Raw genomic sequence first — 18,078 nt, forward strand, 5'->3', positions numbered from 1 at the left:
GGTATCCGGGTCATCCTTGGCTGGCCTGGCGGCCGATCAGGGCGTCGAAGGCGGCGCGGATCTCGCGCCAGACGGGACCGGGCTTCCCGGACCCGACCGCGGCGCCATCGAGGGTCACGACCGGCGCCACTTCCTTGGTGGTGCTGGTGATCCAGATCTCGTCGGCCGTCCGAAGCTCCTCCAGCATGACGTTCCGCTCCTGCACCGGGATGCCGTGGTGGCGGGCGAGCCTGATGACGACCTGCCGGTCGATGCCGTCGAGGATGCGGTGATCGGCGACGGGAGTGGCGATCCGGCCCTCCTTGACGATCAGCACGTTGCTCGACGAGCATTCCGTCACCAGCCCGTCGCGGTGCAGGATCGTCTCCAGCGCGTTCCGCTCCTTGGCGGCCTGGGCCGACAGGACGGCGGGAAGCAGGGAGATCGCCTTGATGTCGCACCGCTGCCAGCGGATATCCGGAGCGGTCACCGCCGGGAAGCCCGCCGCCAGCGCATCGGGCCGCAGGCGGGCGAGCGGCGTGGCGAAGCCGAACACCGAAGGGGTCGCGTCGGCGGGAAAGGCATGGCCCCGGGTCTCGGGCGCGCCCCGCGTCACCTGGAGATAGACGGTGGCGTCGCCCGCGCCGCACTCCGCGCGCAGGCGGCGGAAGATCCCCGCGAAGCCGCAGGCGATCGGGTCGAGGGCGATCCTGATTTCGGCGAGGCTGCGCGCCAGCCGGGCGAGATGGGCGTCGAGCTCGAAGGCCTCGGTGCCATAGAAGGCCACGACCTCGTACACGCCGTCGCCGAAGACGAAGCCCCGGTCCAGCGGCGAGACCTTCACCGCGTCCAGGGGCATGTACTGTCCGTTCCAGTAAGCGAGCGTCAAATGGGATCCTCCGGCGGGGCGGGCGGCTGGGCGGGATCCGCCGGCCCGGCATCGTCGTCGACGAGATAGGGATAGATGCGTTCGGTGAGTTCGGTGGCGTCGGCGACCGTCTGGCGCCGGCGGGTCAGCACGGCGGCCAGCCCCTCCGCCATCGCGACGATCCCGGTGACGGAGGCGTGCAGGACCGGATGCTGGGCGCTGCCGAACAGCGCCACGTCGCAGTAGGGGACGATCGGCGAGGTCGGCGCGTCGGTCAGGCCGATCACGCCGGCGCCCTGCCCGCGTAGCGACCGGACCAGGTCGATGGTCGACCGGGAGTAGCGGGGGACGGTCAGCCCGATCACCACGTCACCGCCGCCGATCCGCATGGCGTGCCGCATCATCCGCTCCGGCCCGCCCCAGCCGGTCAGCAGGAGCTGGCCCCTGCAGAAGGGCGCCATGATCTCGGCCGTGAAATCCGCCAGGGCGGCGCCGATGCCGGCCCCGACGAGAACGACCGTGCCGGCCGACAGGATCATGTCCGCGGCCCTGCCGCAGGCGTCGCCGTTCAGCAGGCGCTCGCTTTCCTCCACATTGGCGGCGGCGGCGCGGAGGGCGGCCGCGAAGATCGCCGCGGGTTCGCGCGGAGCGCCCTCCTGGTCGCGAAGCTTCTCGATGGGGCCGATGGTCTGCTGGAACGCCTCGACCGAGCGCGCGCGGAATTCCGCGTAGCCGGCAAGCCCGAGCGCGCGGACGAAGCGGTTGACGGTCGCCACCGAAACACCCGCGGCACCGGCGAGCTGCTCGATCCCCATGGTGGCCGATTGCAGCGGGTTCGCCAGGATATGGTCCGCCAGCCGGCCATGGGACGCGGACATCGAACCGCGGTGGTCCAGGATAAGGGAGATGAGGGAACTTCGGCTTTCCATCGCACCATGCGCCCGATTGATGAAACATTTTTTTTCGAAACAACACTTTTATGCAAGGCTTTTTTTCACCAAGCGAATGGCTAGCCTTATCCCGCGTCCGCTTGGAAATGTCGTCGCCGGTGCCGAAACCCTTGACCGATGATCGGTCAGGCGATCGGAGGCCAAGAACGCCGTGTTTCGCGGCATAGCGCGGTCAAACTTTGCGCATAGTGTCTGTCCAATAGGCGTGTACGAAATTTGTGCGCGTTTCAGCGCCAATTTTCTTGATCGTGCTTCCGTATTCTGTATTGGGAATGCAACATAGTTAACGCGCTGGTAATACCAGCTGTCCAGCGAAACGACCGTGGGCAACCAGCGTCGCGGGTGGGCGGGAGCCTGCCGCCGGGCGCTTTGATCGGTAGGGCGGTGTGCACATGACAGGTGAAGCGGAGATCCAGATTTCATGCTTGCAGTTCGAGCCGCGGATCGGCGAACTGGAGCGCAACGTCGAGACCAGCATTTCCCTGATCCGCGACGCGGCGGGACAGGGCTCGAAGCTTGTGGTTCTTCCGGAACTCTGCAGTTCGGGCTATGTGCTCGGCTCCCGGAAGGAGGCCTACGAGCTTTCGGAAACCGTCGAAACCGGAAGCTCCATCGCCGCCTGGGCAAAGGCGGCGGCCGACCACGACCTCCATGTCGTCGCCGGTTTCCTCGAGCGGCAGGATGATCGCCTCTACAACAGCGCGGCCGTCATCGGGCCCAAGGGTGTGATCGGCACCTATCGCAAGAACCATCTGTGGAACGCGGAAGCGCTCTACTTCGAGCGCGGAGACCTGGGATTCCCGGTCTTCCACACGCCGTTCGGCAGGATCGGCGTCCTGATCTGCTATGACGGCTGGTTCCCCGAGGCGTGGCGGCTCCTGGCCCTTCAGGGTGCGGATCTGGTTTGTGTTCCGACCAACTGGGTGCCCATGGCGGAGCAGCCGGCCAACGCGCCGGCGATGGCCAACATCCTTTGCATGGCGGCCGCCCACAGCAACTCGATGTTCGTCGCCGCCTGCGACAGGATCGGAACCGAGCGCGGCCAGCCGTTCATCGGGCAGAGCCTGATCATCAATCCCAACGGCTGGCCGATCGCCGGCCCCGCAAGCGTCTCCGAGCCCGCGATGGTGACCGGCATCTGCAATCTTTCGGCAGCGCGCCGCCAGCGCACCTGGAACAATTTCAACCAGGTCATGCGGGATCGGCGGACCGACCTCTATCCGGAAATGCTCGGCACGTCGGCGCGGCCCAACTGGTACTGACAAGAACCTCGCCCAATAAACATCACTCAGGACAGGGAAAGAACCATGAAGACGCTTCAATGGATCGGAGGCCTCGCGCTGCTGGGCGCGCTGATGAACGGCGCCGCCGCGCAGGAGACGGTCAAGATCGGCATCCCGGTCGGACTGAGCGGCGCCAACAGCGTGGTGGCGCCCTCGGTCGTGCAGTCGAGCCAACTGGCCGTGGAAGAGATCAACGCGGCGGGCGGCATTCTCGGACGGCAGGTCGAATTGGTCGTCGCCGACGACGGCAGCGGCGCGCAGGGTGCGCAACGCGCCTTCAACTCCCTGGTCTTCCAGGACGACGTGGACGTCCTGATCTCGATGGAGACGAGCGCCGCCCGCAATGCCGGCCTGCCGATCGTCAACCGGGCGGGAAAGCCGTACATCTACACATCCTTCTACGAGGGCCGCTCGTGCAGCCCCTGGATGTTCGTCCCCGCCTGGGTTCCGGACCAGCAGGTCAAGCCGATCGTCGACCATTTCAGCGATACGCTGAACGCGAAGACCTTCTACCTGATCGGCAGCGACTACAATTTCGGGCGCGGCATGCTCGAGTTCACGCGGCAATACATCGAAGAAAAGGGCGGCCGGGTCCTGGGTGAGGAATACCTGCCGATGGACGGTTCCGACTGGACTCCGATCATCAGCGACCTGCGCTCCAAGAACCCCGACGCCCTGATCACCTCCACGGCCGGCGGTGCGCCCAACGTCACCCTGACCAAGCAGCTGCGCAACGCGGGCGTCACGATCCCCTACGGCAACCTCGCCGTCGACGAGGGCACCGCCAAGACGATGGGTGCCGATGCCACCGGCATGTTCATCTCGCAGTCCTACATGACCGGCATCGATAGTGCCGAGAACAAGAAGTTCCTGGATGCGATGCAGAAGAAGTTCGGCGGCGAGCTCAAGACCCCGAACGATCTCTCCGTCCCGCAGTACGAGGCGATCTACCTCTACAAGGCCGCCGTCGAGAAGGCCGGTTCCACTGATCCGGAGGAAGTCGTCGAGGCCCTGCCCGAAGTGTCGTTCACCGGGCCGCGCGGCACCATCCGGATGGACAAGCAGCACCACACCGCGCTGACGATGTATCTGGGCCAGGTCAAGGACGGCGGCAGCGTCGAGGTCATCAAGACCTTCGAGAACGTCGATCCCGGCCAGCAGTGCCCAAACCTCTGATCCTTCGTTCCGTAGGGCGGAAGGCCGCCGATAAGCCGCCCGCCCCGCTTCCAGCACGGCCAAGAACGGAAACCGGATGGCAGTCCTTCTGCTCGACATCGCGACGACGGCCTCGATGCTCTTCATCGTGGCCACCGGACTGATGATCATCCTCGGCGTCATGAAGCTGATCAACTTCGCCCATGGCGCCTTCCTGACCGTGGGCGGCTACACCGCCCATGTCGTCACCGCCCACGGTTACAGCCCCTGGCTGACCATACCGGCCGCCGCGGCCTTCGGCTTCGTCCTCGGGATCGTGGTCGAACGGCTGGTGGTCCGGCCGCTCTATTCCAGGCCCCTCGACGCGATCCTGGCGACCTGGGGACTGGGGATCATCATAGCGCAGGTCATCGTCTTCGCCTTCGGGCGGGAGGTGCAGTTCGCCCAAAGCCCGATCTCGGGGACCGTCGACCTGCTCGGGACCGCCTACTCCTCTTGGAGGCTCATCCTGATCGGGGTCGCGGTCGTCCTGGGCCTATTGCTGACGGCGCTGCTCTATCTCACCCGCTTCGGCCTCAATGCCCGCGCGGTGATCATGAACGAGAACCTCGCGCGGGGGCTCGGCATCGACAGCGTCAAGGTGCGCGCCGTGACGTTCGGGCTCGGCGCGGCGCTAGCCTGCGCGGCGGGCGCCCTGATCACGCCGCTACTGTCGGTGGATCCCAACATGGGCCTGCCCTGGCTGGTCAACTCGTTCATGCTGGTGCTTGTTTCCGGGGTCGCGGTGCCCGGCCTGGCCCTCGCCTCCCTGGTCCTCGGCGGCGCCCAGGTGCTCGTCAGCACCTTCGTCAGCCCCATCCTCGGCGGCATCACGATCGTCGTGCTCGCGGCGGTCATCCTGCGCATCAAACCTCAAGGACTCTCCCGTGGCTGAAGCGATTCCGGATACAACCGGGCGGTCGAGACGCCAGATCGGGCGCACGGCCGTGGGCGCGGCCATCGCCCTGATCATCATCGGTACGGCGCCGCTCTATCTCGGCACCTACATGACGAACATCCTCACCCGCGCGCTGTTCCTCGCGGCCCTGGCGCTGACGGTGGACCTTGTCTGGGGCTATGCGGGCGTCCTGACCTTCGGGCAGTCGGCCTTCTTCGGCATCGGAGCCTATGCCTGCGCGCTGGTCTTCACCCACTGGGGCTTCGGCCCGGGGTGGGCGATCGGCGCGCTGGCCGCCGGCATCGCCGTGGCGATGGTCACGGCCTGGCTGACGGGCCTGCTCTCGTTCTACCACGGCGCCTCGCCCCTCTATTCCTCGATCGTCACGCTGGCCCTGCCGATCGTGCTGGTGCAGGTCATCTTCTCCGGCGGGCGCTTCACCGGGTCGAGCAGCGGCCTGTCCGGGTTCCCGACCTATTACTGGTCGATCGACACCTGGTTCTGGATCGCCGGCGTCTTCCTGGTGGTGGTCGGCTCCCTCGCGTGGCTCTTCGTCCGCAGCGACTACGGCCGCATCCTGGTGGCGATCCGGGAAAACGAGGACCGCTGCGCCTATCTCGGCATCCCGGTTTCCCGGATCAAGACCGGCCTCTTCGTGGCCTGCGCCGGCATCGCGGCCGTCGCCGGTTTCGGCTACGCGGCCTTTTCCAACGTGGTGGCGCCGGAACTGGCCGGCTTTCTCCTGGGCACCGAGTCCCTGATCTGGGTGGCTCTCGGCGGGCGGGGCACGCTCATCGGCCCGATCCTGGGCGCAATCGGCATCGACGTCACGTCATCATATCTGTCGGGCAACCTGCCGTTCCTCTGGAACTTCATCGTCGGCGTCACCTTCGTGGTCGTCATCATCCTGCTGCCGAACGGCGTGGCGTCCCTTGTGACGGGCGCATGGCGCCGGTACCGCAGGCGCGATGCCGCCGACGGGGAGACGGCACGGGGAACCGGCATCAGGCTCGTCTCCTCCGCCAAGGGGAGCCCGGCCGCCACGAGCGGCTCTACCGCCCCGATCCGGATCGACGGCCTGACGTGCCGGTACGGCAGCCTGACCGTGCTGGACGGCATCCAGGTCGAGGGCATCGCGGGGCAACTGCTCAGCATCGTCGGGCCGAACGGCGCCGGCAAGACGACCCTGATGCGCTGCATCAGCAACGGCACGGAGCGCACCGGCGGCACCGTCGCGATCGCCGGGACCGAGATCGGGCGGAGCTCGCCGCAGCGGATCGTCGGGCTCGGCGTCGGTCGCAGCTTCCAGAACACCAGCTTGTTCGACAGCCTGACCGTCGGCGAGTGCCTCAAGCTGGCCCGCTACCGCATCGACGGAGCCAGCGGCCTCCATCGGAGCGAGACGGTGGCGCTGCCCGATCCGGCGCTGGAAATCCTGGCGGCCACCGGCCTGGACCACAAACTGGGCGTTGAAACGAGATACCTGTCGCACGGCATGAAGCGCGGGCTCGAACTGGCGATGGTCCTCGCCACCGAGCCGCGCGTCCTGCTGCTGGACGAACCGACGGCCGGCCTTACCCGGCCCGAGCGAGTCGCGATCGGGCATGTCCTGACCCGGCTGGTCGAGGAATACCGCCTCTGCATCTTCCTGATCGAGCACGACCTCGATTTCGTCCGGGAAATTTCCAACCGCATCGTCGTCCTGCACCAGGGCAAGCTGCTGCTCGACGGCACGGTCGAGGAGGTCGTCTCGTCCGATCTCGTCAAGGCCGTCTATGCCGGTCAGGAACTGGAGACCGCACCGTGAGCGGAACGAATATGGAAGCCGCCGGCAGAAGCCGGCTGGAGATCGCCGGCCTGAGCAGCGGATACGGCGCCGCGACGGTCATCCGCGACGTCTCGTTCTCGATCGCACCGGGCGAGATCCTGGTCGTCCTGGGCAAGAACGGGATGGGCAAGTCGACGCTGCTGAAGACCATCATGGGCTTCGTCCGGGCCAGGACCGGCACGATCCGCCTGGACGGGAACGAGATCACGAACCGCGCGCCGCACCTCAACGCCCGCGAGGCGCTGGCCTACACGCCGCAGGAATATGCGATCTTCCAGGATCTCACCGTCGAGGAGAACCTTCGGCTGGGGGTGACCGAGGATCGCCTCCTCGGCGAACGGATGGACGAGGTCGAGGCTGCCTTCCCGGTCATCGCCAAGCGGTTCAAGCAGCGGGCGGGAACGCTGAGCGGCGGCGAGCAGAAGATGCTGCTGCTGTCGCGCAGCCTCGTCTCCCGGCCCAAGATCATGCTGATTGACGAGATCTCCGAGGGCCTCCAGCCTTCGATGGTGAACAGGATGGCGCAGGTCCTGCGCTCGACCAAGGAGCGGAACGGGGTGACCGTCCTGCTGGTCGAGCAGAACCTGCCCTTCGCCCTGTCCGTCGCCGACCGCTACGCGATCCTGAAGATCGGCGAGATCGTGGAGGAAGGCGACGTGGCGCACGCCGACACCGCCGCGGCCCTGGAGCAGCATTTGCGCATCTGATGCGGAGGAACCAAGCATGAGTATCGAGGCGAATACCTTCTCCATCGTCGCCCGCTGCGCTTCGACGGGCGAGTTCGGGGTGGCGGTCGCGTCTGCGGTTCCCGCCGTCGGCTCGATCTGCCCGTTCGTCCGCGCCGGCGTCGGGGCCGTCAGCACCCAGTCCTGGGTCAACCCCTATCTGGCCGTCCGCATACTCGACGCCATGCAGGCCGGAAGCGACGCCCGGTCCGCGCTGGACGGAGCGCTGGCCCAGGATGCGGAGGCGAACCTGCGCCAGGTCGGGGTCGTGGACGCGTCCGGCGGCTCGGCGTCCTGGACAGGGGGCGATTGCACGCCCTGGCACGGCGAGGTCAACGGCCGGGATTTCGCGGTGCAGGGCAACATGCTGACGGGGGGCGAGGTGCTTTCCGCCATGGCCGAGTCGTTCCGGGAGACCGGGGGGCAACCCTTGGAAAACCGTTTGATGGCTTGCCTGGAGGCGGCGCAGGCGGCGGGCGGCGACAAGCGCGGCCGCCAGTCCGCCGCCCTGGTCGTGTTCGGCGCCGAAGCCTATGCGAAGCTCGACGTGCGGGTCGACGAGGACCCCGACCCGATCCCCCGCCTGCGCCGGACCTTCGAGATCGCCAAGGCGCAGCTGCTTCCCTTCATCGCCGGGATGCCGAAGCGGGAGGGCGGCAGCGCGTTCCCGCCCGAGGTCATGGACCTGCTCCTGCTGTCGCCGCCGGACCGGCCGGCAGGCGGGGGGAGCGCCGAGCCATGAGCGACGGAAGAGGAGAAAGCGTCATGCAGGAACACGCATCTGACCCCGAAACCCTGGTCGCGGCGGAGCGGGTCGCCGCTGTTCGCGAGGCCTTCAAGGTGATCGCCGCCGAGATCGGCAAACTGCGCGGCCTCGACCTGGGCGATCACCCCCCCGCCGTCGTATTCCGCCCATTGCGGAGAAAGGATGCCTCCTGATGCGTATCGAAGAGGCAATGCACCGGCCGATCGAGGAGGTCGCCGGGGCGATCCGGACCGGGGAACTTTCCCCCGTCGAGCTTACGGCCGCCTATCTCGACCGGATCGCGGATAAGGACGGCGTTCTGAACGCCTTCGTCCATGTCGCGGCCGATGCCCTCGACCAGGCCGGGACCCTGGCGGTCGCGGCCAAGGAGGGGAGGATCCTGGGGCCGCTCCACGGCATTCCCCTCGCGATCAAGGACAATTACCTGACCGCCGGCATGCCGACGCGGGCGGGCACCGAAGCCGCCATCGAGTTTCCAGGCACCGAAGGGGCGGCGGTCCGCAAGCTGCGCGAGGCCGGCGCCATCCTGCTCGGCAAGACCCGGATGCACGAGTTCGCCTGGGGCATGGAGACACCGCCGGCCCGCAATCCGTTCGACACCGACCGGGTTCCCGGCGGCTCCAGCGGCGGCTCGGGGATCGCCGTCACGGCGGGATTAGCCATGGCGGCGCTCGGGTCCGACACCGGCGGGTCGATCCGCATCCCGGCAAGCCTCTGCGGCACCGTCGGCATCAAGCCGACCTTCGGGCGGATCGGGCGGTCCGGCATCGTTCCCCACAGCTGGTCCCTGGACCATGCCGGTCCGCTGACGCGCAGCGTCGCCGACGCGGCATTGCTGGTCGATGTCCTGTCCGGACACGATCCCGCCGATGCCGGCTCCGCCGACGAACCGCCGACCGCCCTTCATGCTGCCGTCCGCCCGGCACGCGAGGCCGGCGCCGCCGGACTGCGCGTCGGCGTCTGCCGCAACCACTTCTTCGAGGCGCTTGACGACGAGGTCGGCGCCGCCGTCGAAGCGACGATCTCCCGGCTCGCCTCCGACGGCGCCGAGGTGGTCGAGTTCCAGGTTCCGGAGCTGGCCTATGGCCTGGGCGCCATCTTCGCGATCGAACTGGCGTCCTCGACCGCCTACCATGTCCATCACCTCGCGGCCGGCAGGACTTCCGCCTACCGGGACGACGTCCGCCTGCTGGTGGAGATGGGACGGCTCGTCACCGCACCGGATTATCTCCAGGCGGAGCGGTACCGCACGATGCTGGCGGAGAGGTTTCTCCAGGTGTTCGCCGAGGTCGATGTCGTCGTCGGCCCGACGATGCCGATCACGGCCTGGCGCTCGGGCCAGCGGGAAGTCGAGCTCGACGGCAAGCGGGAAAGCGTGCTCGAAACCTCCTGGAGGTTCACCTACCCGTGGAACCTGCTCGGCCTGCCGGCCATCAGCCTGCCCTGCGGCTATGACCGCAACGGCCTTCCCATCGGCTTCCAGATCGCGGGGGCCGCATTCGACGAGGCGAGCGTGATCAGGGCCGCGGCCGTGGTGGAGCGGACGGTGCAGCCACGGTGGTGCTTCTGAGGAGCGGGGAGACGGTCGCCCCAGCCGGCTGTTGCCACCGGGGAAAACAGAAGACAAGAGCGCCGGGAGACAGCGTTGACATCCGCCAGCCTGCACTATGAGTCCCTGACGAGGGTATCGGAGCTGATCCGGCGCCGCGAGGTCTCGCCGGTCGAGATCACCGGGGCGATGCTGGATCGTATCGGCGATCTCGACGGCCGCTATCACAGCTACGCGACCGTTCTCGCCGACCGCGCGTTGGACAGGGCGAGGACCGCCGAGGCCGAGATCGCCAAGGGCATCTGGCGCGGCCCGCTGCACGGCGTGCCGGTCGCCATCAAGGATCTGTGCTACACGACGTTCGGCGCGACCGCCGGCGGCACGACCCTGCACAAGGCGTTCATGCCCGACCACGACGCGACGGTCGTCGAGCGGCTGGAACAGGGCGGCGCGGTGCTGCTCGGCAAGCTCAAGATGACCGAGGGCGCCTATACGAGCCATCACCCTGACGATCAGGCCCCGCTCAATCCCTGGAACACGGAGCACTGGGTGGGCTCGTCCTCGACCGGCTCCGGCGTCGCGACGGCCGCGGGGATGTGCTACGGATCGCTCGGCTCCGACACCGGAGGGTCGATCCGCTTTCCCTCCGCGACGTGCGGCCTGACGGGCATCAAGCCGACCTGGGGGCGCGTCAGCCGGCACGGGGTCTTCCCGCTCGCCGATTCATTGGATCATGTCGGTCCCATGGCCCGGTCGGCCGCGGACGCGGCGGCGATCCTCGGCGTCATCGCGGGAGCCGACCCGAACGATCCCACGGCGCTTCAGGACCCGGTACCGAACTACCTGGCGGGGCTCGGCGACGGCATCCGCGGCGTCACGATCGGCATCGACCGTTCCTATGCCGGCGACGGCATAGACCCGGAAGTGGTCGGCGCCCTGGAAGAAGCCGAGCGCGTCCTTGTCTCGCTGGGCGCCCGGATCCGCGACGTCGGGTTTCCCCCCTTCGAGAAACTGGTCGGCATGTGGATCCCCCTGTGCTCGGTCGAGACGGCGATCGCCCACGATCATACGTATCCGGCGCGCGCCTCGGAATACGGGCCGGATCTCGCCGCCCTGATCGACCAGGGGCGCTCGCTCACCGGAGTCGAGGTGGGGGAGATCAACCACGAGCGGCTCAAGTTCTCGGGCGGCCTCGCGGCGATGTTCCGGGATATCGACCTGCTCCTGGTGCCCACCATGCCCATGCCCGTCCCGAGCCTGGAAAGGATGAGCGAGTACGGCGAAGATCCCGGCGTCCTGAACGGGATCCTCCGCTTCACCGCACCGTTCGATTTCTCCGGCAGCCCGACGATCACGCTGCCCAACGGGATCGACCGCATGGGGATGCCCCTGAGCATGCAACTCGTCGGCAGGCATGTCCGCGAGGACCTGCTGGTCCGGGCCGGTCACGCGTACCAGTCGGTGACCGACTGGCATGTTCGCCGCCCTCCGGATCTTGCCTGACGCTTCCGACGGCGCCACGATGGGGTAGCAGGCCATGGTTGCCCGATACGGGATTCCATCCCATCGGTGCGTCGGGCGGGACCAGGACGATCCGGGGGAAGAAGCTGATCAGCATCGGCTCGGCGACCAGCGCGAGGATGAAAGGCATCCCCTCGACGGTGAAACGCTGCAAGCGGACATTGGGTATCGAGCAGATCGTGTACATCGAGGTTCCGATCGGCGGCGTCACGCCGCCGATCGTCAGGTTCACCACCATCACCAGGCCGACCAGGCCGAAATGCACCGGGTACTCCCAAGCCGCCTTCCGGCAGCATGATCTGGCCCTGTCGCTCGGCACCCTTCACCGGATGGCTGGTGCGGCATGGCGAGCAGCACGTCCGGCTGAAGCCGCTTACGACTCAGCCAAAGAGCCCATGCGAACCGCCAATTACTCTTTCGACGCAACTTTGGCACGCTTGAAATGATGTACCCAGACCCAACAACGCGGGCGAGCGGAAGCTTTTGCTTGCCACCCGACCCGATCCAATCCGGAAAGATCCGCTAAATCAATTGAAAAGATGGTGGGCGCGACAGGGATTGAACCTGTGACCCCTACGATGTCAACGTAGTGCTCTCCCGCTGAGCTACGCGCCCATCTTTTTGCCTGCGAGGCAGTGCCCCGCTGCGGTGAAGCGGTGATTAGCAAACCGCGGACGGCCCCGCAAGCCCTCTCGTTCATCAAAACGCAAAAAGCTTCATCCCGCGGACAGTCCGGCCTGCCCCGCCCCGGCCCTCACCATCACCAGATGACAGAACCGTCTGATTCGGCTACACAAGATTGACCATGGATCGCCACTTCGACGCCGATGCGGACCGGGCCCAGGTTTTCGAAATCCTGGAACCACCGGTCCAGACGCTCCCGCTGGTGCTGGCTTCGCCGCACAGCGGTGCCTTGTACCTGCCCGAATTCCTGGCGGCCTCCCGGCTTGACGGTTTCGCGCTCCGCAAGTCGGAGGACAGCTTCGTCGACGAGATCTTCCTCGCCGCCCCGCTGCTCGGGGCGCCGCTGATCCGGGCGCTGTTCCCCCGTGCCTTCCTGGATGCCAACCGGGAGGCGTTCGAACTGGACCCTGAGATGTTCGCCGACGCCCTTCCGGCCTACGTCAACACCCGCTCGCCCCGCGTCGCCGCCGGCCTGGGAACCATCGCGAAGGTGGTCGCGAACGGGGAGGAGATCTATCGCGGCAAGCTGCGCTTCGCCGAAGCGCTGGGCCGGGTCAACCGGTTCTATCATCCCTACCACGCGGCGCTGAAACGCCTGATCGACCAGACCCGCCAGCGCTTCGGCTATTGCGTGCTGGTCGACTGCCATTCCATGCCTTCCACCGGCGTGCCGACCGACGCTCCGTCGGGCCGGTCCAAGGTGGATTTCGTCCTGGGCGACTGCTACGGCAGTTCCTGCACGCCGCTGCTGATCGAGACCGCCGAACGCGCGCTCCGCGCCCATGGCTACGTCGTCAACCGCAACACTCCCTATGCCGGCGGCTTCACCACCCGGCATTACGGGCGGCCGCGCATGGGGATCCATGCGCTCCAGGTCGAGATCAACCGGTCGCTCTACATGGACGAGCGCACGATCACGCGGAAACCCTACATCGCGACCTTGTCCGACCATATGGAGCGGCTGGTCGACATCCTCGCCAAGGTCCGCATCCCGAGGGCCGACTGACCGACGGGACCGCGGCCCGGCCGCCCGCCTACCTCGCCGCCGGGGCGAAGCGGGCGAGGTCCCCCGTATAGGTCTTGGGCAGCGGCCAGGCGAGATCGCCGTGCTTGCTGGTTCCCAGGCCGAGCCTGACCAGGCCCTCGACCTGGACGACCGCCGCGGCCACGCCGTCGATCACCGGCAGGCCGACCTCGCGCTGGACCCTGGCCACCAGGTCGGCCATGCCGGCGCAGCCCAGGACGATGGCGCCGCAGCGGTCCTCGGCCGCGGCCCGCCTGCACTCCGCGACGATCGCCCGGAACACCGGGCCGCCGCCCTCCCCGGCTTCCTCCCCGGTGCCTTCCAGGTCGAGCACGGGAATGTCGGTGCCGCGCACCTTGCGGCAGGCATGGTGCATGCCGTAGCGCTCGACCAGATGCTCGGCGATGACGCAGGTCCGGGTCAGCGTCGTCACGATGGAGAACCCGGTCGAGATGAAGCTCGCCGCATGCATCGCGGCCTCCGCGATGCCGACCACCGGCCCGGTCGCGACCTCGCGGGCGGCGAGCAGGCCGGGGTCCCCGAAGCAGGCGATGACATAGCCGTCGCACCCCTCGGCCTCGCCCTTCCTGACCTCCTCCAGGACGCCCAGGACGCTGACGGCCTCGTCGTAATGGCCCTCGATCGATACCGGGCCGGCGGCGGGGTTGACCGCGACGATCTCCGTTCCCGGCGCGGCGATCGCGCGCGCCGCCTCGCCGATCTTCGCCGTCATGCCGGCCGTCGTGTTGGGATTGATCACCTTGATCCGCATGGCGGGCCTCCAGGGTCGGTTGCAACTGGTTCCGTTCGACGCGCATCCTCGGCGCCCTTGAAATTCAGGTCAACGAATGCCTTCCTAGTGAAAATGGATTTTCATACCGGTACCTTCGGGGGATGGAAGCCCAAAGCGTCCCCCAGTCGCTGTCCGCACGGATCCGCTCCTGCTACGGCGACCTGTCTCCGACCGACCGGCGGCTGGCCGACCTGATGCTCGAATATCCCGGCGACATCGCCAGCTATTCCGCGTCCGAACTGGCGCGCCTTGCCAACTCGTCCAACGCGGCGGTCAGCCGCTTCGTCCAGCGCCTGGGCTTCCGCAATTACGAGGAATTGCGGGTACTGGCGCGGGAGGCGAAATCCTGGGGCTCGCCGCTCTACCTGCTGAACCAGGAGCAGCCGGGCTCCGGGCCCGATTTCGTCCAGGCGCACCTGAAGACCTGCGCGGACAATATCGCCGGCACCTTCCAGCAGATCGACCCGGCCGTGATCGACGACCTCGCCGGCGCCGTCGCATCGGCCCGGCAGGTCTGGCTGGTCGGGTTCCGCAACAGCTATTTCCTCGCTGGATACCTGCGCTGGCAGTTCATCCAGGTACGCGACGGCGTGCGGCTGCTGCCGGCGGCCGGCGAGACGCTGGGCGAGTATCTGGCCGGCTTCGCGCCCGACGACATCGTTATCGTCTTCGGCCTGCGCCGCCGCGTGCCGGAAATCGGCCGCATCGTCACGGCCGCCCACCGCATCGGCGCCCGCGTCGCCTATGTCGCCGACCACGGGATGACCGCCGATCCGGGAGCGACCTGGCTCCTGCGCTGCGACACCCGCTCCCACGGGCCGCTGGACAACCACGTCTCGGTGCTGGCGCTCTGCCATATCCTGGCGAACCAGGTGATCGCCAGGACCGGCGCCGAAGGCCGAAAACGCTTGTCCTCCATCGAGGAAATGCACGAGAACCTGGACGAGTTCTGATCCGGGCACCGGCCGGAAGGGACTTCGGACAGCACCAAGGGGACTTCGACATGGATTTCAGCGACTGGATCGGCCGGAGCGAGACGGTGTCCGACACCGTGACCGCGACTCCCTACGCCGCCCTGTCCGCCACGCTCGACCGGCCGGCCGACCGGCCGCCCGACGGCACTCCCCTGCCCGCCCTGTGGCACTGGCTCTATTTCCTGCCGCTGCACCGCCAGTCCGAGATCGGCCCCGACGGGCACGCCAGGCGGGGCGGCTTCCTCCCCCCGGTGCCGCTGCCGCGGCGCATGTGGGCCGGCAGCCGGTTCGAGTTCCACCGGCCGGTCCGCATCGGCGACCACGTGACCCGGGTCTCCACCATCCAGGACGTGACGGAGAAATCCGGCCGCACCGGTCCCCTGGTCTTCGTGAAGGTGCGGCACGAGATCGGCACGGCCGGCTCCGCCGATGCTCCTTCCGATCCGGCGATCACCGAATTCCACGACATCGTCTACCGCGAGGCGCCGAAACCCGGCGACTCCGCCCCTCCCCCCCGGGAGGCGCCGTCCGATGCCGCCTGGGAGCGGGAGTGGCGGCCCGACGACGTCCTGCTGTTCCGCTACTCCGCGCTGACCTTCAACGGCCACCGCATCCATTACGACCGCCGCTACGTCACCGAGGCCGAGGGCTATCCCGGCCTGGTCGTCCACGGGCCGCTGATCGCCACCCTGCTGCTCGACCAGTTGCGCCACCGCCTCCCCGACGCGGAAGTCGCCCGGTACGAGTTCCGCGCGGTCCGCCCGACCTTCGACATCAATCCCTTCTTCGTGTGCGGCAGGCCGGAACCGGACGGCAGGACGTTCCATCTCTGGGCCAGGGACCACGAAGGCTGGCTCACCATGGAAGCGACGGCGGTGATCCGATGAGCACCGGTTCCCTCCTCCGCCCCCTCGCCGGGATCACGGTCGTCACCCTGGAGCACGCCATCGCCGCCCCCTTCGCGACCCGCCAGCTCGCCGACCTCGGCGCCCGGGTGATCAAGGTGGAGCGGCCGGGCGTCGGGGATTTCGCCCGCGGCTACGACGAGCGGGTCAAGGGTCTGGCGTCCCATTTCGTCTGGACCAACCGCTCCAAGGAAAGCCTGACCCTCGACCTCAAGGACGCGGAGGCGCAAGGGATCCTGAAGCGCCTGATCCGGGAGCAGGCCGACGTCGTGGTCCAGAACCTGGCCCCCGGGGCGGCGTCCCGCCTCGGCCTCTCCTACGATGCCTTGGCGGCGGAGAAGCCCGGCATCATCGTGTGCGACATCTCCGGCTACGGCAACGACGGCCCCTACCGCGACCGCAAGGCCTACGACCTGCTGATCCAAGGCGAGGCGGGTTTCCTCTCGGTCACCGGCACCCCCGACACGCCGTCCAAGGCGGGCGCCTCGGTGGCGGACATCGCCGCCGGGATGTACGCCTATTCCAGCATCCTGGCGGCCCTGTTCCACCGGGCGAACACGGGCCAGGGCCGGCACATCGACATCTCCATGCTGGAGTCGCTGGTGGAGTGGATGGGCTACCCGCTCTATTACGCCCATGACGGCGCGCCCCCGCCGGCGCGGGCCGGCGCCAGCCACGCCACCATCTACCCCTACGGCCCGTTCCCGGCGGGCGACGGCCGCACGGTCCTGCTGGGATTGCAGAACGAGCGGGAATGGACAGCCTTCTGCGACGTGGTGCTGCGGCGGCCCGAGTTGGCGGCCGACGAGCGCTTCTCCAGCAACTCCCGGCGCCACGCGGCGCGCGACGACCTCGGCCGCATCATCGCCGAAACCTTTTCCACCCTGACCGCCGAGCAGGTGATCGCCCGGCTGGAGGAGGCCCGCATCGCCAACGGCCGCGTCAACGACATGGCCGAGGTCTGGAACCACCCGCAGCTGGCCGCCCGCAACCGCTGGCGGGAAGTCGGGTCGGAACAGGGGACTATACCGGCGCTGCTGCCGCCGGGATTTCCCGGCGACGGCGACGCCCGCATGGACCCCGTCCCGGCGCTCGGCCAGCACACCGACGCCATCCTGGCGGCGCTCGGCTATACCGCCGACCGGATCGACCGGCTGCGCGCCGCCAAGGTGATCTGAACGGGAGTGATCCGAACGGGGCGGTCCGGCGGCTCCCTCACGGGCATGTGACCGGGCGGCACCCGACCGTGACTGGCGCCGGCCGGCACGGCGAGCCAGATCAAGGTCGTACGAACCACCCATGCGGAGGAAGCGCCATGAAGACCAAGTTCACCATGCCGCCCATCGGGCGCCGGCTGGCGCTGGCCCTCGGGCTCCTGCTGGGAGCGACCGCCGCGAGCGCCGCCCAGGATACGCCCCCGGCGGCGATCGAGAGCGTCATCCTCGCTGGCGGCTGCTTCTGGTGCGTCGAATCCGACTTCGACAAGGTTCCCGGCGTCGTCGAGACAGTCTCCGGATACGCCGGCGGCCACACGCCGAACCCGACCTACAAGGCGGTTTCCGCCGGCGGCACCGGGCATCTGGAGGTGGTCCGCATCACCTACGACCCGGCCAAGGTCAGCTTCGGCCAGCTCATCGCCTATTTCTGGCGGACCGTCAATCCGACCGATGCCGGCGGCCAGTTCTGCGACCGGGGAGACAGCTACCGGACCGCGATCTTCGTTTCCTCTCCGGAACAGCGGAAGCTGGCGGAGGATAGCAAGGCCGGGATCGAAAAGCTGCTCGGCAGGCCGGTGGTGACGCCGGTGATCCCGCTCGACCCGAAATCCTTCACCCCGGCCGAGGACTATCATCAGGACTTCCACAACACCAACAATCTGAAATACAGCTTCTACCGGTACCGCTGCGGCCGCGATGCCCGCTTGGCGGATCTGTGGGGCGACGCCGCCGGCAAATGGCCGCCGGCCGACGCTCCCCAGAGCTGACAGGCCCGGACCGGATAGCGCAATACAGCCCTCGGGAGGGCGGCCATTGCGTTGCGGACGCGTCGGTGGTACACAACGACCATGCTGCATCGCAATACGCCGCCCTGATCCCCGGGATCTTCAGCCGTTTTGCCCGGCGCCTGCCTGGACAGG

17 protein-coding genes, 1 tRNA gene and 1 pseudogene are annotated in these 18,078 nt (G+C 67.9%); 14 read left to right on the top strand and 5 right to left on the bottom strand.

Translation table 11 applies throughout. The annotated features are described in order from the left end of the window. Positions 1–10 precede the first annotated feature (10 nt). Positions 11–868: a D-amino acid aminotransferase gene (locus JL101_RS21150; RefSeq protein WP_203096479.1), complete on the bottom strand. Its 858-nt coding sequence runs from the start codon at positions 866–868 to the stop codon at positions 11–13. Next, positions 865–1,725, bottom strand: a complete 861-nt coding sequence (locus JL101_RS21155; RefSeq protein ID WP_203096478.1) for a MurR/RpiR family transcriptional regulator — start codon at positions 1,723–1,725, stop codon at positions 865–867. The genes JL101_RS21150 and JL101_RS21155 overlap by 4 nt, the downstream gene beginning before the upstream one ends. A 464-nt stretch (positions 1,726–2,189) precedes the next feature. Between JL101_RS21155 and JL101_RS21160 the strand changes: the two genes are divergently transcribed. The 9 genes from JL101_RS21160 (at position 2,190) to JL101_RS21200 (ending at position 11,543) form a co-directional block, all read left to right on the top strand. Then, positions 2,190–3,059 carry a nitrilase family protein gene (locus tag JL101_RS21160; RefSeq protein ID WP_203096477.1) on the top strand — a complete coding sequence of 290 codons (870 nt, stop codon included), beginning with the start codon at positions 2,190–2,192 and terminating at the stop codon, positions 3,057–3,059. Positions 3,060–3,104: 45 nt separating this feature from the next. Then, positions 3,105–4,256 (top strand): substrate-binding protein, encoded by a 1,152-nt coding sequence (locus JL101_RS21165; RefSeq protein ID WP_203096476.1) that lies wholly within the window; start codon positions 3,105–3,107, stop codon positions 4,254–4,256. A gap of 76 nt (positions 4,257–4,332) precedes the next feature. After that, positions 4,333–5,169, top strand: coding sequence for a branched-chain amino acid ABC transporter permease (locus tag JL101_RS21170; protein WP_203096475.1), 837 nt, complete (start codon positions 4,333–4,335; stop codon positions 5,167–5,169). Further along, positions 5,162–6,979, top strand: a complete 1,818-nt coding sequence (locus JL101_RS21175; protein ID WP_203096474.1) for a branched-chain amino acid ABC transporter ATP-binding protein/permease — start codon at positions 5,162–5,164, stop codon at positions 6,977–6,979. The genes JL101_RS21170 and JL101_RS21175 overlap by 8 nt, the downstream gene beginning before the upstream one ends. After that, positions 6,976–7,707, top strand: a complete 732-nt coding sequence (locus JL101_RS21180) for an ABC transporter ATP-binding protein (protein WP_203096473.1) — start codon at positions 6,976–6,978, stop codon at positions 7,705–7,707. The genes JL101_RS21175 and JL101_RS21180 overlap by 4 nt, the downstream gene beginning before the upstream one ends. Positions 7,708–7,723: 16 nt before the next feature. Next, positions 7,724–8,467, top strand: coding sequence for a DUF1028 domain-containing protein (locus JL101_RS21185; protein WP_203096472.1), 744 nt, complete (start codon positions 7,724–7,726; stop codon positions 8,465–8,467). 23 nt (positions 8,468–8,490) lie between these two features. Beyond that, entirely contained in the window at positions 8,491–8,664 is a 174-nt protein-coding gene (locus JL101_RS21190) for a hypothetical protein (RefSeq protein WP_203096471.1), read from the top strand. After that, the gene (locus JL101_RS21195; RefSeq protein WP_203096470.1) at positions 8,664–10,061 is read left to right on the top strand and encodes an amidase; all 1,398 of its coding nucleotides are present in this window, start codon (positions 8,664–8,666) and stop codon (positions 10,059–10,061) included. Before JL101_RS21190 ends, JL101_RS21195 begins: the two co-directional genes overlap by 1 nt. Positions 10,062–10,136: 75 nt before the next feature. Further along, the gene (locus JL101_RS21200) at positions 10,137–11,543 is read left to right on the top strand and encodes an amidase (protein WP_228435043.1); all 1,407 of its coding nucleotides are present in this window, start codon (positions 10,137–10,139) and stop codon (positions 11,541–11,543) included. 151 nt (positions 11,544–11,694) lie between these two features. On the opposite strand, the pseudogene JL101_RS36915 reads toward JL101_RS21200, so the two are convergent. Together JL101_RS36915 and JL101_RS21210 are read right to left on the bottom strand one after the other, a co-directional pair. Continuing rightward, a pseudogene (locus JL101_RS36915) lies at positions 11,695–11,799 on the bottom strand (hypothetical protein); the annotation flags it as partial. A gap of 302 nt (positions 11,800–12,101) precedes the next feature. Continuing rightward, positions 12,102–12,176, bottom strand: a tRNA-Val gene (locus tag JL101_RS21210). 190 nt (positions 12,177–12,366) lie between these two features. Between JL101_RS21210 and JL101_RS21215 the strand changes: the two genes are divergently transcribed. After that, a complete protein-coding gene (locus JL101_RS21215) occupies positions 12,367–13,251 on the top strand; it encodes an N-formylglutamate amidohydrolase (protein WP_203096469.1) in 885 nt (294 codons plus the stop codon). Positions 13,252–13,279: 28 nt separating this feature from the next. On the opposite strand, the gene JL101_RS21220 is transcribed toward JL101_RS21215, so the two are convergent. Further along, on the bottom strand, positions 13,280–14,041 hold the full coding sequence (locus JL101_RS21220; protein ID WP_203096468.1) for an aspartate/glutamate racemase family protein: 762 nt from the start codon (positions 14,039–14,041) through the stop codon (positions 13,280–13,282). A gap of 122 nt (positions 14,042–14,163) precedes the next feature. Between JL101_RS21220 and JL101_RS21225 the strand changes: the two genes are divergently transcribed. The 4 genes from JL101_RS21225 (at position 14,164) to msrA (ending at position 17,925) form a co-directional block, all read left to right on the top strand. After that, positions 14,164–15,015, top strand: a complete 852-nt coding sequence (locus JL101_RS21225) for a MurR/RpiR family transcriptional regulator (protein ID WP_203096467.1) — start codon at positions 14,164–14,166, stop codon at positions 15,013–15,015. Between the two features lie 50 nt (positions 15,016–15,065). After that, on the top strand, positions 15,066–15,923 hold the full coding sequence (locus JL101_RS21230; protein ID WP_203096466.1) for an FAS1-like dehydratase domain-containing protein: 858 nt from the start codon (positions 15,066–15,068) through the stop codon (positions 15,921–15,923). Further along, positions 15,920–17,119, top strand: coding sequence for a CaiB/BaiF CoA transferase family protein (locus tag JL101_RS21235; protein WP_203096465.1), 1,200 nt, complete (start codon positions 15,920–15,922; stop codon positions 17,117–17,119). The genes JL101_RS21230 and JL101_RS21235 overlap by 4 nt, the downstream gene beginning before the upstream one ends. A gap of 137 nt (positions 17,120–17,256) precedes the next feature. Beyond that, on the top strand, positions 17,257–17,925 hold the full coding sequence (gene msrA, locus JL101_RS21240) for a peptide-methionine (S)-S-oxide reductase MsrA (RefSeq protein WP_203096464.1): 669 nt from the start codon (positions 17,257–17,259) through the stop codon (positions 17,923–17,925). Positions 17,926–18,078: the final 153 nt, after the last annotated feature.

Origin of the sequence: Skermanella rosea, assembly GCF_016806835.2 — a bacterium.
GTDB lineage: Bacteria > Pseudomonadota > Alphaproteobacteria > Azospirillales > Azospirillaceae > Skermanella > Skermanella rosea.

What these genes read in the sequence shown, in the direction of transcription:
- JL101_RS21190 (WP_203096471.1), top strand. Translation starts at nt 8,491, where the DNA reads ATGCAGGAACACGCATCTGACCCCGAAACCCTGGTCGCGGCGGAGCGG.
- JL101_RS21155 (WP_203096478.1), bottom strand. Translation starts at nt 1,725, where the DNA reads ATGTCCGCGTCCCATGGCCGGCTGGCGGACCATATCCTGGCGAACCCG.
- JL101_RS21195 (WP_203096470.1), top strand. Translation starts at nt 8,664, where the DNA reads ATGCGTATCGAAGAGGCAATGCACCGGCCGATCGAGGAGGTCGCCGGG.
- JL101_RS21230 (WP_203096466.1), top strand. Translation starts at nt 15,066, where the DNA reads ATGGATTTCAGCGACTGGATCGGCCGGAGCGAGACGGTGTCCGACACC.
- JL101_RS21235 (WP_203096465.1), top strand. Translation starts at nt 15,920, where the DNA reads ATGAGCACCGGTTCCCTCCTCCGCCCCCTCGCCGGGATCACGGTCGTC.
- msrA (WP_203096464.1), top strand. Translation starts at nt 17,257, where the DNA reads ATGAAGACCAAGTTCACCATGCCGCCCATCGGGCGCCGGCTGGCGCTG.
- JL101_RS21185 (WP_203096472.1), top strand. Translation starts at nt 7,724, where the DNA reads ATGAGTATCGAGGCGAATACCTTCTCCATCGTCGCCCGCTGCGCTTCG.
- JL101_RS21160 (WP_203096477.1), top strand. Translation starts at nt 2,190, where the DNA reads ATGACAGGTGAAGCGGAGATCCAGATTTCATGCTTGCAGTTCGAGCCG.
- JL101_RS21170 (WP_203096475.1), top strand. Translation starts at nt 4,333, where the DNA reads ATGGCAGTCCTTCTGCTCGACATCGCGACGACGGCCTCGATGCTCTTC.
- JL101_RS21215 (WP_203096469.1), top strand. Translation starts at nt 12,367, where the DNA reads ATGGATCGCCACTTCGACGCCGATGCGGACCGGGCCCAGGTTTTCGAA.
- JL101_RS21165 (WP_203096476.1), top strand. Translation starts at nt 3,105, where the DNA reads ATGAAGACGCTTCAATGGATCGGAGGCCTCGCGCTGCTGGGCGCGCTG.
- JL101_RS21220 (WP_203096468.1), bottom strand. Translation starts at nt 14,041, where the DNA reads ATGCGGATCAAGGTGATCAATCCCAACACGACGGCCGGCATGACGGCG.
- JL101_RS21225 (WP_203096467.1), top strand. Translation starts at nt 14,164, where the DNA reads ATGGAAGCCCAAAGCGTCCCCCAGTCGCTGTCCGCACGGATCCGCTCC.